Annotated in this window: 11 protein-coding genes; 6 read left to right on the top strand and 5 right to left on the bottom strand. The window is 42.3% G+C overall.

Annotated features, from left to right (window positions below; genetic code table 11):
* Nucleotides 1–17 precede the first annotated feature (17 nt).
* From ACP26M_RS06950 to ACP26M_RS06960, 3 genes are all read left to right on the top strand, one after another.
* Nucleotides 18–896, top strand: coding sequence for a universal stress protein (locus ACP26M_RS06950; RefSeq protein WP_426587397.1), 879 nt, complete (start codon nucleotides 18–20; stop codon nucleotides 894–896).
* Between the two features lie 359 nt (nucleotides 897–1255).
* Entirely contained in the window at nucleotides 1256–1987 is a 732-nt protein-coding gene (locus tag ACP26M_RS06955; protein WP_426587399.1) for a TIGR00730 family Rossman fold protein, read from the top strand.
* Nucleotides 1988–2015: 28 nt separating this feature from the next.
* Nucleotides 2016–3203: a PAS domain-containing sensor histidine kinase gene (locus ACP26M_RS06960; protein WP_426587401.1), complete on the top strand. Its 1188-nt coding sequence runs from the start codon at nucleotides 2016–2018 to the stop codon at nucleotides 3201–3203.
* A gap of 90 nt (nucleotides 3204–3293) precedes the next feature.
* Here ACP26M_RS06960 and ACP26M_RS06965 read toward each other — a convergent pair whose 3' ends face one another.
* Nucleotides 3294–4154, bottom strand: a complete 861-nt coding sequence (locus ACP26M_RS06965; protein ID WP_426587403.1) for a universal stress protein — start codon at nucleotides 4152–4154, stop codon at nucleotides 3294–3296.
* Nucleotides 4155–4377: 223 nt separating this feature from the next.
* Between ACP26M_RS06965 and ACP26M_RS06970 the strand changes: the two genes are divergently transcribed.
* The 3 genes from ACP26M_RS06970 to ACP26M_RS06980 all read left to right on the top strand — a co-directional run bounded on the left by ACP26M_RS06970 (nucleotide 4378) and on the right by ACP26M_RS06980 (nucleotide 8096).
* Nucleotides 4378–4809 (top strand): Hsp20/alpha crystallin family protein, encoded by a 432-nt coding sequence (locus tag ACP26M_RS06970; protein WP_413320899.1) that lies wholly within the window; start codon nucleotides 4378–4380, stop codon nucleotides 4807–4809.
* Between the two features lie 80 nt (nucleotides 4810–4889).
* Nucleotides 4890–5474, top strand: a complete 585-nt coding sequence (locus ACP26M_RS06975; protein WP_426587406.1) for an HdeD family acid-resistance protein — start codon at nucleotides 4890–4892, stop codon at nucleotides 5472–5474.
* A gap of 234 nt (nucleotides 5475–5708) precedes the next feature.
* On the top strand, nucleotides 5709–8096 hold the full coding sequence (locus tag ACP26M_RS06980) for a phosphoketolase family protein (RefSeq protein ID WP_426587408.1): 2388 nt from the start codon (nucleotides 5709–5711) through the stop codon (nucleotides 8094–8096).
* Nucleotides 8097–8339: 243 nt separating this feature from the next.
* Here the strand turns inward: ACP26M_RS06980 and ACP26M_RS06985 are convergent, their stop codons facing one another.
* The 4 genes from ACP26M_RS06985 to ACP26M_RS07000 all read right to left on the bottom strand — a co-directional run bounded on the left by ACP26M_RS06985 (nucleotide 8340) and on the right by ACP26M_RS07000 (nucleotide 14731).
* Nucleotides 8340–8723, bottom strand: a complete 384-nt coding sequence (locus ACP26M_RS06985; RefSeq protein ID WP_426587410.1) for a hypothetical protein — start codon at nucleotides 8721–8723, stop codon at nucleotides 8340–8342.
* Between the two features lie 34 nt (nucleotides 8724–8757).
* Nucleotides 8758–9891 carry an efflux RND transporter periplasmic adaptor subunit gene (locus ACP26M_RS06990; RefSeq protein ID WP_426587412.1) on the bottom strand — a complete coding sequence of 378 codons (1134 nt, stop codon included), beginning with the start codon at nucleotides 9889–9891 and terminating at the stop codon, nucleotides 8758–8760.
* Nucleotides 9892–9901: 10 nt separating this feature from the next.
* Nucleotides 9902–14254 (bottom strand): CusA/CzcA family heavy metal efflux RND transporter, encoded by a 4353-nt coding sequence (locus ACP26M_RS06995; RefSeq protein WP_426587414.1) that lies wholly within the window; start codon nucleotides 14252–14254, stop codon nucleotides 9902–9904.
* Between the two features lie 93 nt (nucleotides 14255–14347).
* Nucleotides 14348–14731 (bottom strand): hypothetical protein, encoded by a 384-nt coding sequence (locus ACP26M_RS07000; protein ID WP_426587416.1) that lies wholly within the window; start codon nucleotides 14729–14731, stop codon nucleotides 14348–14350.
* Nucleotides 14732–14747 lie beyond the last annotated feature (16 nt).

Raw genomic sequence — 14747 nt, forward strand, 5'->3', positions numbered from 1 at the left:
TATGATTTTGAAAAATTATGAAAACGATTTTAGTTCCAACAGATTTTTCGGCGCAGGCAAAAAATGCGGCAAGTTATGCGGTAAATATTGCGCAAATTATCAGAGCAGGCGTAATATTATGCCATGCTATAAAAGTACCTGACGAATCACCGATGGCAAATCAGGTGGCCTGGCCGCTCGAAGATTATAATTCCCTCAAAGAAGAGACAACGCAGGAACTGCAAAGCTTGTCGGCTGCATTATTGCATGACATCCACTTAGGTGAAGCGGTCGGCAATCGGGAGTTTATAAACACACGTAGTGCTACAGGTGATGTGGTGGATGTAATCAGAAACGTGGTAGAAGAGCAAAAATGCGTTATGGTGGTTATGGGCATGTCGGGAGCCGGGGCCATAAGCAGGTTTTTCTTGGGTAGCAATACACAGGACGTGATCAATAGAGCTTCCTTCCCGGTTTTGCTGATCCCGGCAAATGCTCATTTTCATCCCATATTTAAAATCGCTTTCGCTACAGATCTGAACGATAACGACATTGAGCTAATTCATTCGGTAGCAAGCCTGGCCTATTATTTTAATGCCGAATTATTAATAGCACATATTACCGATGATAAAATTGAAGAGGGAGATGATAAGCGTAAAGTAGACGATTTTTTGAAGGAGGTGACCTGCAAAGCCAATTACGCTAAAGTTTATTACAGACATATAAAAAGTGTAGATGTAATGCATGGCCTCGACTGGCTAAGCGAACATGGCACAGCTGATATGCTTGTTATGGTGCACCGTAAAGTAAATTCGCTTGAAAAGCTTTTTGGCATCAGTTATACCCAAAAACTTTCACATCATATAGAGATTCCGTTGCTGGTTCTGCCTGAGGGATTATCTGCCGTACATTTTTAGTGTTTTTTAGACCGTGAATTAGGATCGAAAACTTTTACTCAGCAGGGATATATTATAAAATCTCACGCACATCTTAACAGGCGCTTTGCAGCCTCAAAAAAGCAACATGAAGTCATATTAATAATGGCCGGTAATATATGGTAAGCCCACTGTTTGTTCTGTCAATTTGTAAGCCTACCGAGACGTATGGAATCGTTAATAAACCTGATGACCTGATTAATTTAACATGTAACGTCACTAATGGTGAAATTGAAGAGTTTAATGCCAATTGCTATCAAAGAGAGGGCGTTGGCATGTATTCAATGTTGCGGCAGGTTAAATGGAATAAAGATAAAGCTTTGTTTTAATTATAATTAGTGATGTCTAAAGAGAGCAATAAATCTGAGATCGCATTCCTGGAGGGTCCCCATTCGCGATTTGAAGAGCTTCGTTTTACGGTCGAAACAATGTGGGAATTTATAAAAGGATTCCGTGCATTACATTTTATTGGCCCCTGCATTACGGTATTTGGTTCGGCCAGATTTAAGGATGACCATCCTTATTATGAACTGACCCGGAAAGCTGCTGCCGAATTTGCGAAACTCGGTTTTACAATTATGACAGGGGGAGGGCCTGGACTAATGGAAGCGGCTAATAGGGGAGCTAAGGACGTTGGTGGCCGGTCTGTTGCCTGTAATATCCAGCTTCCTGTAGAGCAGAAGCCTAACCAATACCTCGACAAATGGGTTTACATGAAACATTTTTTTGTAAGGAAGGTGTTATTGGTCAAATACTCTTTTGCCTTTGTTGTTATGCCTGGGGGATACGGTACAATGGACGAATATTTTGAAGCGCTTACCCTGATCCAAACACACAAGATAAAGGACTTCCCGGTGATTATTTTCGGTAAAGAATACTATTGCAAACTTGTTGAACATATCGATCTCATGAAGGCTAATGGAACAATAGGGCCTGGTGATATGAAGTTGTATTTGATAACTGATAACATAGAAGAAGCCGTTAGTTTAATTTCCGAAAAGTGCATCAAAACGTTTGGGCTAAAGCCGGCAAAGCCAATCACCCCTATAAAGTGGCTTTTGGAACACATTTAATAGTTTTATTATCAATATCGCTATCAATATGAATGATCTGAATTTCTTAAAAGCCGTTATACAGCATGTGATAGATGGTATTATTATAATTGATAAAACCGGACAGATCATTTATGCCAATCCAGCTGCTGACGAATTGTTTGGATATCAGTCGGGTGAACTGTGCAGTTTGAATGTTGACTATTTAATGCCCGTACAGGCACGCATATCACACAACCGCAGTATAGATGTTTATAAAGAAACAGGTTATGCGAAGATAATTAACAAAGGCCGGGAGATTGTAGCATTACGAAAAGACGGAAGTTCCTTCCCTGCAAGACTTTCAGTAAGTGAGGTTTTATTTAAGCAGCAAGCGGTTTACGCAGGTGTAATTCATGACCTTAGCCTCGAAAAAGAAATTGAAGAACAGCAAAGGCAATATACTTCAGAGCTCGAGACAATTGTAGAAAAGCGTACAACCTTCCTGAAGAATATCGTCCAGACGCTTGAACAGGCAAAAGAAGAAGTAAACGCCTCTTTGAATAAAGAGAAAGAGGTTAATAAAATGAAAACCCGTTTTGTATCGATAGCTTCACATGAATTCAGGACCCCTCTTAGCCGCATTCAGTTATCTGCATCGCTGATAGAAAGGTATTTTGAAAGGCTGGACAAGGGCAAAATATTCGAGCATCTTGCTAAAATTAAAGGAGCTGTGACAGATCTTACCGGTATCCTGAATGATTTTTTGTCAATCGAACGCATCGAGTCCGGCAGTGTAAATATCCATCGTGTAATCTTTAACCTGGGAGCTCTGATAAAAGAAATAGCTGCGGAGATGTCATTGCTGAAGAAGGCCAATCAGCAAATTATTGTTAATGACGATATCGACACTATCGATGTAATGCTTGATAATCAATTGATCAGGCATTGTCTTATTAATCTCATTTCTAATGCTATTAAATATTCCGGGGAAGACGGTATAATCAATATAAATGCCCAGCTTGTAAAAGGCACCTGCACCATTAGTATACGGGACAATGGTATGGGAATTCCAACCGAAGATTGTGATAGTATATTTCAGCCATTTTTCAGGGCCGGTAATACAACTGACATAGAAGGGACCGGCCTGGGGCTTAACATTGTGAAGCGATATGTTGAGCTGATGAACGGAAGAATAGACTTTAATACAAGTCTGAGAAAAGGCACCGTGTTCGAAATGAAATTTCCGGTTCAATAAGCCGCTTCATGTAACTGATACCAATGGTCCATTCAAAGTATGGGTTGAACCCATTTTTGAATGGACCGCTTTTAATAAACTGAACCGGGTTTAAATAATAGTCGGGAAAATGAACAGCGGCAATTTTAGGTCGCTAAGAGCTTCTTTGGTAGTGCTATGTTCAAAATAGCGCCTGAAAAAAGAATGCTGGTGATGAACTACCGCGAGAATATCAGGGTTTTCTTCAGCGCAATAACGGTGTAGCCGGTCCGCAACTTCACGGCCTCCGAGGTCCTTGAACGAAATATTGTCATACCCGAATTTGGCGATATGTTTTTGGAATGCTCCTTCTTTTTCAATTTGCTGTTTCTTATCTTTTACCGGCTGGTTTACATGTACTACTTCAATACTGAAATTGAAGATCTTTCCCAGGCCAATTAGGAAATGGAGTGGCGCTATATCCGCTTCATCGAAGGTCGTCGCGAACACTACCTTTTTAATATTGTTAACACTGGTATTGGCTGGTACAACCAATACCGGGCGTTGTGTGTGTTGAATTATTTTATTGGTTTCGCTACCGAAAAACAAGTGTTCGATAGAGGTACCTGACGGGGCCCCCATCGTTATAAACATAATTTGGTTTTCATCAATTATTTGTTTGAGATTATCTTTCAGGTTACCGTCACCGCTTAAGCCTTTAAGCGTTGGCTTTCGTTCGGTTTTATCAATCCCATCTGCAATGTATTGTAGTGTATTTAATTGATGATCAAGTTTTTTCTTTGTTTCGGTAGTGGCTAAAAAAAACTCTTCTTCTACGTAGGGCCCTCCTGAGAAAGTGGATGCTACCGCTATGGTTTCATAGTTATGATACAAAAGTACGTTGGCATGCAGTTTACCTGCCAGTAGTACAGCCGAATTTGCAGCGTTTGATGAATTATCGGAAAAATCGGTGAGTGCGAGGATAGTTTTCATGATAATGAATTGAGTTTTTAAGTAACTGATTTGATTACACAAATATTCACATCTCACTCCTCATTATAAATGACCGTGATCATGACTGAGCTTGACTTTAAACATGAATAGTTAAATGCAGCTTGCATTTAATGCTCACAATCATAGCTCTTTGTGAGCACGGTCATGTGCGGTTGAATAATCCATTCCGAATTTTGATCCATAAACTTAAATATACAACGCTATGTCAACATTAGTAAAATCAAACAACATTCCCTCATTGCGTTCAATGATGGAGGATTTCTGGAACAACGACAATTTTTTCAATCATCCTTTCTTCAATCGGGAGTTATTGCCGGCGGTAAACATCCGTGATAAGAAAGAGAATTATGAACTTGAAGTTGCCGCCCCGGGTTTCAAGAAAGATGATTTCAATATCGGAATTGAAAATGGTTTGCTGACTATCAGCGCCGAAACCAGCGAGGAACATAATGAGGAAAAAGAGAATTACACCCGCAAAGAATTTTCAAGCAGTTCCTTTACCCGAAGTTTCAACTTACCCGAAGATGTGGATGACGACCACATTAAAGCAAATTACAAGAACGGGTTGCTGACTATTGATATTCGTAAAACAACCCCAGCTGTTGCAGAGAAAAAGAAAATTAACATTGACTGATCAACCACGTTGCGCCTGTACTTTGATTGTGCAGGTGCAACTTTTTCTTTGATCAAACGCCGCAAAAAAAAAATCAAACTATGGAAGCTGTAGTTTATAACAGGGTAATTGTCCCGTCCAGGTATTGGATATTGATGCTGCTATCCGGTATCTTGCTTGGTGTTCTTGGGCTTTGGGTGATTTTATCGCCGCTGCAGTCGTATCTTTCACTTAGTATTACGTTTGCTGTAGGAATGATGATGACCGGCCTTTTTGAAACTGTTTTTGCAATGATAAGTGTCCGGCATATTGAGCGCTGGGGGTGGCTGCTGGCAAGCGGGTTGATTGATTTAGCTATAGGTAGTTATTTGTTTACCTACCCAACAATAACCATGATGTTGCTTCCGATTATTGTTGGATTTTGGTTGCTTGTAAGAGGCATAATGGGGATAGGAAGCGCGCTTGATATGCGTGCTTACGGTATCGGGAGTTGGGGCTGGATCATGTTTAATAGCTTGGTTATCATTTTCTTTTCAGTTGGCATTCTTGCTTATCCTGCTTTTGGTATCGCTAACCTGATCGTATGGACAGGAATGGCGTTTTTGGGAGCAGGTATTTTCAGAGTGGTTATTTCTTTTAAGGTTAGGCATATCATCAGTCTTTCTTCGGGTAAATCCAAAAGTTAACTAAATGCTGTTACTCATCAGAATTAGTGATGGCGGTCATGTTTTGAGGATCCCAGTCATTCGATATTTGTTGATAATGTTAAATCCCTGAATAATGAATCTTAACCAAAATAAGAATATATCTGTAAATTATTCAGGGGTAAACATCTATATTATACCAACTGATGAGGAACTGATGATGGCGCGGATTGTGAATGAAATAAACCGCATTTTAAATTATTTAAAGCAATTAAAATGACAATGATAACTGATATCACATCAATCGATAACGCGCCGTTAACCGGTGAATGTTTGGAAAAATTAGATGCTTATTGGCGCGCAGCTAATTATTTGTCTGTCGGCCAGCTTTATCTCTGTGATAATCCGCTTTTGGAAGAGCCTTTAAAAATAGAACACGTCAAGAAAATGCAATTAGGCCACTGGGGTACCACCCCCGGGCAGAATTTTATTTATACGCACCTTAACCGGATCATTAACAGATATGATTTAAATATGCTTTATATTTCAGGACCCGGGCACGGCGGGCCTGCCGTAGCAGCAGGTACATACCTGGAAGGAACCTACAGCGAAGTTTATCCGGAAGTTAGCCAGGACCGTGCGGGGATGAAAAATTTGTTTAAACGGTTTTCATTTCCAGGTGGTGTATCCAGTCATGCCTCACCCCAAACGCCGGGATCAATGCATGAAGGAGGCGAACTTGGATATTCGTTAAGCCATGCATTTGGCGCTGTGCTGGATAATCCGGACCTCATTGCTGCTTGTGTTGTGGGCGATGGAGAAGCCGAAACCGGTCCGCTGGCAACTGCCTGGCATTCTAATAAGTTCCTGAACCCGATTACCGATGGCGCTGTATTACCAATTTTGCATTTGAACGGCTATAAGATTTCAAATCCTACGGTTTTAGCCCGCATTCCCCACATCGAGCTCGAACAATTATTTCATGGTTATGGGTACTTTCCTTTATTTGTCGAAGGTTCGGACCCCGAAATTATGCACCAGGCTATGGCCGCGGCCTTAGAACAAGCGGTACATTTTCTAAAGCAAATAAAATACAATGCCATAGAGCATCCAGGGCAGGAGCGACCAAAATGGCCGATGATCATATTAAATTCACCAAAAGGATGGACCGGCCCAAAGGTTGTTGATGGAAAGCAGATAGAGGGCACATTTCGCTCTCATCAAATACCGCTTACCGTTTCCGGGTCAAGCCCGGAGAGTCATTTGCAAATGCTCGAAATCTGGATGAAGAGTTACCGGCCCGAAGAATTATTTGATGCTAACGGCAGTTTAAAAAAAGAAATTGCAGAAATAGCGCCGAAAGGTAACCGAAGGATGGGAGCAAATGCGCACACAAATGGGGGGCTTTTGCTTAGAGAGTTGGTGCTTCCTGATTTTCAGAAATATGCAGTTAATGTTGACCATCCGGGTATCACAGGCGAAGGTGATGTGCATGTCACCGGTCGTTTCTTACGGGATATAATATCTCTTAATCCTCAAAATTTCAGAGTTTTCGGTCCCGATGAGACTGTCTCAAACAAGTTAGAGGCAATTTTTGAAACTACCAGCCGTCAGTGGAACACTAACATTAAAGTGAACGATGAATACCTTGCCCCAGAGGGGAGGGTAATGGAGATGCTCAGCGAGCATCAGTGCGAAGGTTGGCTCGAAGGGTATTTGCTAACCGGCAGGCACGGGCTATTCAATTGTTATGAGGCATTTATACATATCGTCGATTCGATGTTTAACCAGCACGCCAAATGGTTGAAAATGACGCGGGAGATACCATGGCGGAGAAAGATAGCATCCCTGAATATTCTGCTTACTTCAACCGTTTGGCGCCAGGACCATAATGGTTTTACCCATCAGGATCCGGGATTCATTGATCACGTCATTAATAAGAAATCAGAAATTGTGAGGGTTTATTTGCCGCCGGATTCTAACTGCCTTTTGTCGGTTATGGCTCATTGCCTGGGTAGCAAACATTATGTAAATGTTATGGTAGCAGGGAAGCATCCTTCTCCTCAATGGTTAAGTATGGATGAGGCTGTGGTTCATTGTTCAAGAGGCATTGGGGTATGGGACTGGGCAAGTAATGATCAGGACTGTGAGCCGGATATTGTGATGGCCTGTAGTGGCGATGTGCCTACATTAGAAACGCTGGCTGCTGTATCCATATTGCGTGAACATTTTCCTGATTTAAAGATAAGGGTTGTAAACGTTGTCGACTTGCTAAAGCTGGAAAGGCAATCCAGCCATCCACATGGCTTGAACGACCATGATTTTGATGCGCTTTTTACTATCAATAAACCCGTGATCTTCGCTTTTCATGGATACCCATGGCTTATTCACAGGCTTACTTATAATCGGACCAACAATAACAATATTCATGTAAGAGGTTACAAAGAAGAAGGCACAATAACGACATCCTTTGACATGACCGTGCTTAACGAAATGGATAGGTTTCATCTCGTCATGGACGTAATCGATCGATTGCCGCATTTGGGCAGTAAAGGTTTATATCTTAAACAAAACCTAATGGACAAATTGGTTGAGCACAAACAATACATCAATGTTAATGGTGAGGATATGCCCGAAATCAGAAATTGGCGGTGGAAAGCTTGAAAGGTGAAATTTTCGAAGGCCAGAAGTTGTACGTATGCTTAATCTAATCACTATGATAACCAGGTAATTATTGCGGATCCTGATTCAAATAAATATGCAGATCGGGACATAATGTAATTCCCTGTACCCCAAAAGCCACACTGCAAAAACCGACCTGCAGTACTTAGCAATTTATCCTATTACGACAACGGGGCCGGGTGAAACAGAAAATGCCAAGAGGCATTTTCTGTTTCCGGACTTAATTTAACGAAGGGGGAGTAGTATCTGATAATTACTTTCGTCCCGGTAACGCTTTCTCACTGTGACATCAGTGTCTGCTGCTACCGTTTTATGGGCGGGCTTCAAAAAAACAGATGCAGTAAAGTGATATTGCCCGGGGGGTAATTGCCTAAAAGTTGCACTTCCATCAATAGCGGAAAGCTGCATTCCTTGATATCTAATGTTACCTGAGTTGTCTTTTTCAGGTATCCCGGCATAGTAATAAACAGGAATATCTGGCACGGGTTGTTGATTGTATTGTACCATAATATTAACATTTCCATTATATACAATAGCTTTTTCGCATGATGATAATATAGTGATGGCAACTACTAAAATGACTAATTTCATCATGATATTAGTTTTCATATTTGACAGGCCTTAGTTTAAACGCTATTTAATTTTATTCCGCCTTATTCTTCATCATCATTAATAATGAATACACACCTTTGGTCACAAAAACAGTGTTCGCGGTCATCGCTTTTGTGGGCAACAGTATTTCTGTAAAGCCGTTTTCACTTTCGCCTGTATTAACCTCGGTCATCTCAAACTGTCGGTTCCCGATAACTTTATAGATATACTGTTTACCTTCAAACTGAACAATGGCTTCGTTAGCTATGGCATATGCCTTAGTATTTTTTACTTGTACTTCTGCATTCATATAAGTACCCGGAACCAGTGTTTTATCGTAGGTTTCAAAATGGCAATGCACGTCTGCGTTCCTGTCGGCAGAAAGATCACGGCCAATCAGTAATATCTCGGCTTCGTGTTTTTTTGCCGGTTGGTTGTTGGTATAAGCCACCAGTTTTTGACCGATATATAATTTATCCAGATCTTTCTCATATACTTTCAGCGCCAGGTGTATATCTGTTGGGTTGACCAACTCGAACAGCACCTCCGTCGGGGACACATATTTGCCGATATTGACATTTACTTTAGATACAAAGCCGGTTATAGGAGAATATATATTTACGCTCCTTGATATTTTTGAAGCGCTGATAGTTCGTACGTTGATACCAATAAGTTGTAATTTCTCAGCTAATGAGCTAATTAACACTTGCTGGCTGCGGTATTCGGCCTCGGCCTGCTGAAAAACCTTGTCACTGCTCGCTTTGCTCTGGTTAAGGTCTTTTTGGCGGTTATATTCATTTTCCAGGTACCCTATCCGCGCCTTCGCTGTAAGATAATCCTGTTGTAACTGGATATATTGCTGGTCCTCTATCATCGCTATGGCTTCACCTTTATTTACATGCATGCCCGGCAATAGCTTGGTTGATTTTAAATACCCACCGAGAGGGACACTAATGGAAACCATATTTTGCGGCGGAACATCGATTTTTCCATTGAGTTTTAATACAGATGATATTTCCCTTTGCTCAATCTTGCCTGTAAGTATCGATGCATTTTTTAGCTGCGCATCCGTCAGGGTTACAATGTTAGTATTCTCTGCTTTATCTGTATTATCTGTTGCCGGTTTTTTTTCGCCGCAGGCAGATAGCAGAATAATGATGACTAATAAATATATAATGGATTTCATGATCATATTTTTAGTTGTTTGAAAAATAGTTGAGTTGAATGATGGCCTCGTTAAGGTTGCGAACAGCATCCAGGTAATCATTTTTAATGGCAGTGGCTTGGTTAATCAGTTGTATCCATTCCAGGTAGTTGATGTTTCCGGCGGCAATTTGCTGATTGGCGGTAACGGTTATTAAAGCGGCGTTTTTTAACGACTTACTTTCAAAATACTGAACCGTTTGCAGGTACTTGTTGTATTGAAAAATGGCAGATTGATAAGCTGTTGTCATGCTTTGAAGTTCCATAGCATAACTACTTTCGGCTATCTGTTTGTTTACTCTCGCGCTGTTGATCCGCGCCTTTTGCGCTCCGGCAAAAATAGGTATGCCGATACCCAATTGCACTGAATTAAACCGGTTTGAGCCATTGTAAAGCTTATTATCGGCACCAATACCCTTGATGCTGGTATTGTTATATCCTATGGCCAGATCAGGCAAAAGCTTGCTCTTTTCCATGCGGATAGCGGCGTCTGCAATTTGCTGCTGCTGAGCTATTAGTTTTATTACCGGGTGGTTTTTCAAGGTCAAGGTGTCTGAGGCCAATATAACGGCTAATTTATAGTCGGATTTATCTGGGGTTAAGGGCTCTGTAGAATTAAGTAACAACTGGAATTGCAGTTGTATGATGGCCACATCTTCTTTTAACTGGCTTAGCTGCATCTGCACCTGTCCCAATAATGTTTCAGCACTCGTTTTCTCCAGTATATTGGCTTCGCCTTTGGCCAGCCGCAACTCGGCTTTTTTATAAAAGCTCAAATACAGGCTATCGGCATGCTGTAATAACATTCGCTTGTTTTCCAGATATACCAGGGTGTTGAACACCTGGCTAACCTGCTTTTTTAACAGCACCTCATTTACCGCGACATTAAGTATACTGTTTTTCCAGTCTTCTTGCAAAAGTTCTTTCTGCCTGCTATAGACAGTCGGAAAGTTAAAAGACTGGGAAATACCGAATTTGGTATCGCTGTAACTGCTGTTGATTTGTCCAACCTCCCCAAACAACGTAGCCTGCGAAATATTGGCTGATGTGCCGATCAGTACCTGCTGATACTTCGACTTTAACTGTTCATGTTTAACTTGTAAGTTGTTTTTTAAAGCAGTATCTATAGCGGCTTTAAGGGTGATGGGCGTTTGCGCCCTCGAGGGTTGGCTTAATACAGTCAGCAAAGCGATGGAAAGTACAGTGCCCGTTTTCTTCGATAGCACTGTTTTAAAGCCTTTTTCAAACATGATATATAAAACGGGCAATACAAACAAGGTGAGGAAAGTGGCGATCAGCAAGCCACCTATTACTACCGTAGCTAACGGCCTTTGTACTTCGGCACCGGCACCGTTACTGATAGCCATGGGAAAGAAACCCAGGGAAGCTACAAATGCTGTCATCAGTACCGGTCTTAGCCTTACCTTGGTGCCTGATAACACAATACGTTTCAAATTGGTCATACCTTCTTTTTTTAATCGGTTAAATTCCGATATCAATACAATACCGTTGAGCACGGCCACGCCAAACAGAGCGATAAAGCCAACACCTGCGCTGATGCTGAAAGGCATACCGCGCAAAGCAAGGAACAGGATGCCCCCGATAGCTGACAATGGAATTGCGGAGTAAATCAATAATCCGTGCTTAATGGAGTTGAAAGCAAAATAGAGTAGTAAGAAAATAAGCAGTAACGAAACCGGCACGGCTATCATCAGGCGCTGTTTGGCAGCATTCAGGTTTTCAAAGGCACCACCATAGGTTACATAATACCCCGCCGGGAATTTAAGTTGTTTATCTACCTTTGCCTGCAGCTCGTTTACGATTGTTTGTACATCCCGGCCGCGCACATTAAAGCCAACTACGATACGGCGTTTGGCATCCTCGCGCTGTATCTGGTTGGGGCCGTCCTTGATTTGTACATCGGCTAATTGATATAAAGGGATCTGTGTACCCCTCGGTGTCGGGATGAGCAAGTTTTGAATATCCTTCAAGTCTTTTTTTTGCTCGCTGCTTATCCTGACCACTACTTCAAAGCGTTTTTCACCTTCAAACAGGGTTCCGGTGCTTTGCCCGGCAAGTGCTGTGTTAACCACCTTGTTAATATCGGCGATATTGAGGTTGTATTGCGCTATGGCATTGCGGTTATAATTAATGATGATCTGCGGCATGCCGGCAACTGCTTCCACAAACAGGTTTTTAGCGCCGTCAACGGTATTGATGATCTTACCCAGTTTATTCGCATAAGCAGCGAGGGTATCCAGGTCTTCGCCGAATATTTTACAAACCACGTCCTGACGTGCACCGGTCATCAGTTCGTTAAAACGCATCTGAACCGGGTACTGAAAGCCTGCGGTAACACCCGGAACCGCTTGTAAGGCCTTACCCATTTTTTCAGACAATTCATTAAAGGTTTTAGCCGATGTCCACTCTTTCTTGGGTTTTAGGATCACCATCATATCGCTTGCATCCATCGGCATAGGATCGGTCGGAACTTCGCCGCTGCCTATTTTGGTCACCACCTTTTCAACTTCGGGGAATTGGCTTTTTAAGATGTGGGCGGCCTTTTGGGTATTGGTAATAGTAGTATTCAGGCTACTGCCGGTTAGCACCCGCGTATCAACCGCAAAATCACCTTCTTCCAGTGCAGGTATAAACTCACCGCCCAGTGTGGTTAAAATATAGGCTGAAAATATAAACAGACCCATAATAGTTAATAATGCAGCTTTGGGAAATGCAATTACCCTGCTTAATGTTTTTTGATATATTCTTTCAACCTTCGCCATTAACCTGTCCGAAAAATTGGGATTGTGCTTGATCTTCTTACTCAGGAAGACGGCGCTCATCATCGGGATGTAAGTGAGTGATAAAATAAAAGCGCCCAACAGCGCAAACGCCACGGTTTGCGCCATAGGCTTAAACATTTTACCCTCGATTCCCTGCAAAGTGAAGATCGGCAGGTATACTACTAATATAATGATCTGGCCAAAAACGGCGCTGTTCATCATTTTGCTGGCAGAGCTGTTCACTTCCTGATCCATTTCTTTCTGCCCAATCTTGTCAGTTAATGTAAAATGTTTGCTATGGCTAAGGGTATGCATTACGGCTTCTACAATAATTACGGCCCCGTCTACGATCAAACCGAAATCAAGCGCACCAAGGCTCATTAGGTTACCGCTTACACCAAAAAGGTTCATCATAATAATGGCAAACAGCATCGACAACGGGATCACAGAGGCAACGAGCAAACCTGCCCTAAAATTGCCAAGGAATAATACCAGTACAAATACCACAATGAGCGCCCCCTCCAGCAGATTGCGCTCCACAGTACCGATGGCGTTGTTCACCATTTTGGTACGGTCCAGGAAGGGTTCAATCTCCGCGCCTTCTGGCATAGTTTTCTGGATTTGTGCTATACGTTCCTTTACGTTTTTAATCACCTCGCTGCTGTTGGCTCCTTTCAGCATCATGACAACGGCTCCCGCAACTTCGCCTTCGTCGTTATAGCACATCGCACCATAACGGGTAGCATAGCCTATTTTAACGTCAGCCACGTCTTTAATAAAAAGCGGCGAGCCATCGGCAGTATTTTTAATTACCGTATTATTGATATCTTCCATATTGCCAATCAGTCCCTGGCTACGGATATACACCACCGTTGGGCCTTTTTCAATATAGGCGCCGCCGGTATTCTGGTTGTTACTTTCCAGGGCCTTAAAAACATCAGTTATGGTAATATTATGGGAAAGCAGTTTATTAGGATCAACTTCAATAGAATACTGTTTAAGCTTCCCGCCAAAGCTGCTCACTTCGGCTACGCCTTTGACACCGAGTAACTGGCGGCGAACTATCCAGTCCTGTATAGTACGGAGTTCGGTTTCGTTATACCTATCGGCATAACCCTTTTTAGGGCGCACTACGTATTGGTAAATTTCGCCCAGCCCGGTGCTTACCGGGCCAAGCTCGGGTGTGCCGATACCGGCAGGTATCTGGCTTTGCACTTTTTGCAAACGTTCGGCAACCTGCTGCCTCGCCCAGTAAACATCTGTAGCGTCGTCAAAAACAATGGTAACCAGCGACAGGCCAAACCTGGAAAAGCTTCGGATCTCTTTTAAGCCCGAAATATTGCTGTTCGCCTGCTCTATTGGATAGGTAACCAAACGTTCGATATCTGTAGCTCCGAATGATGGGGCGATGGTGATAACCTGTACCTGGTTGTTGGTAATATCGGGTACGGCATCAATGGGCAGCCTGGTAAACTGATAGCTGCCATAGCCAATAAGGGCGATAATAAAAAGCCCTATGATCAGCTTATTCCGCACGGAAAAAGCGATAATATGATTTAACATAAAATAAGATCTTGAAAATTAGCAATTCAAAAAGCAGCGCATAGCAGGAATAGCCAGGCTAAGCGCTGTAAACAACATAGAAATGACTGCTAATTAGGATTTTGGCGGCTGCCAGATGCTGGATAAATAAGTTGAGTGGTTAAACGACTGATCGAAGGCATGTAACTTCGTTTTCGTTGAGAATGCCAGGGGAGGGACGAGTGGCTGGAATAATTGAGGAACCAGCACGGGTGATATCGTTGCTGTGCAATTATCTGCTGTTTTGAAGGGCAGCTTCATATCCTCCCTGTAGTCTTTATCCCTCGGGCTGCCATGCATGTAATGCATGTCCAGAAATTGCAGGAATGAAATGCTGTTGTTTTCCTTCCGGTGTTCGGCAAAGTGTTCAAAAACCACAGGCAATTTCAGCAACTGGTGGAGTTCAGTTGTTGAGAACAGGAAGGTTGTTAAAAGCAATATGGCCGTGAACTTTTTCAAAACTATACAAAAGTAA

This window comes from Mucilaginibacter sp. R-33, from assembly GCF_049949235.1.
Taxonomy (GTDB): Bacteria; Bacteroidota; Bacteroidia; order Sphingobacteriales; family Sphingobacteriaceae; genus Mucilaginibacter.

Coding starts and splice junctions, on each gene's coding strand:
- ACP26M_RS06950 (WP_426587397.1), top strand. CDS start 18: ATGAAAACGATTTTAGTTCCAACAGATTTTTCGGCGCAGGCAAAAAAT.
- ACP26M_RS06960 (WP_426587401.1), top strand. CDS start 2,016: ATGAATGATCTGAATTTCTTAAAAGCCGTTATACAGCATGTGATAGAT.
- ACP26M_RS06990 (WP_426587412.1), bottom strand. CDS start 9,891: ATGAAATCCATTATATATTTATTAGTCATCATTATTCTGCTATCTGCC.
- ACP26M_RS06970 (WP_413320899.1), top strand. CDS start 4,378: ATGTCAACATTAGTAAAATCAAACAACATTCCCTCATTGCGTTCAATG.
- ACP26M_RS06955 (WP_426587399.1), top strand. CDS start 1,256: ATGTCTAAAGAGAGCAATAAATCTGAGATCGCATTCCTGGAGGGTCCC.
- ACP26M_RS06975 (WP_426587406.1), top strand. CDS start 4,890: ATGGAAGCTGTAGTTTATAACAGGGTAATTGTCCCGTCCAGGTATTGG.
- ACP26M_RS06965 (WP_426587403.1), bottom strand. CDS start 4,154: ATGAAAACTATCCTCGCACTCACCGATTTTTCCGATAATTCATCAAAC.
- ACP26M_RS06995 (WP_426587414.1), bottom strand. CDS start 14,254: ATGTTAAATCATATTATCGCTTTTTCCGTGCGGAATAAGCTGATCATA.
- ACP26M_RS06985 (WP_426587410.1), bottom strand. CDS start 8,723: ATGAAAACTAATATCATGATGAAATTAGTCATTTTAGTAGTTGCCATC.
- ACP26M_RS06980 (WP_426587408.1), top strand. CDS start 5,709: ATGACAATGATAACTGATATCACATCAATCGATAACGCGCCGTTAACC.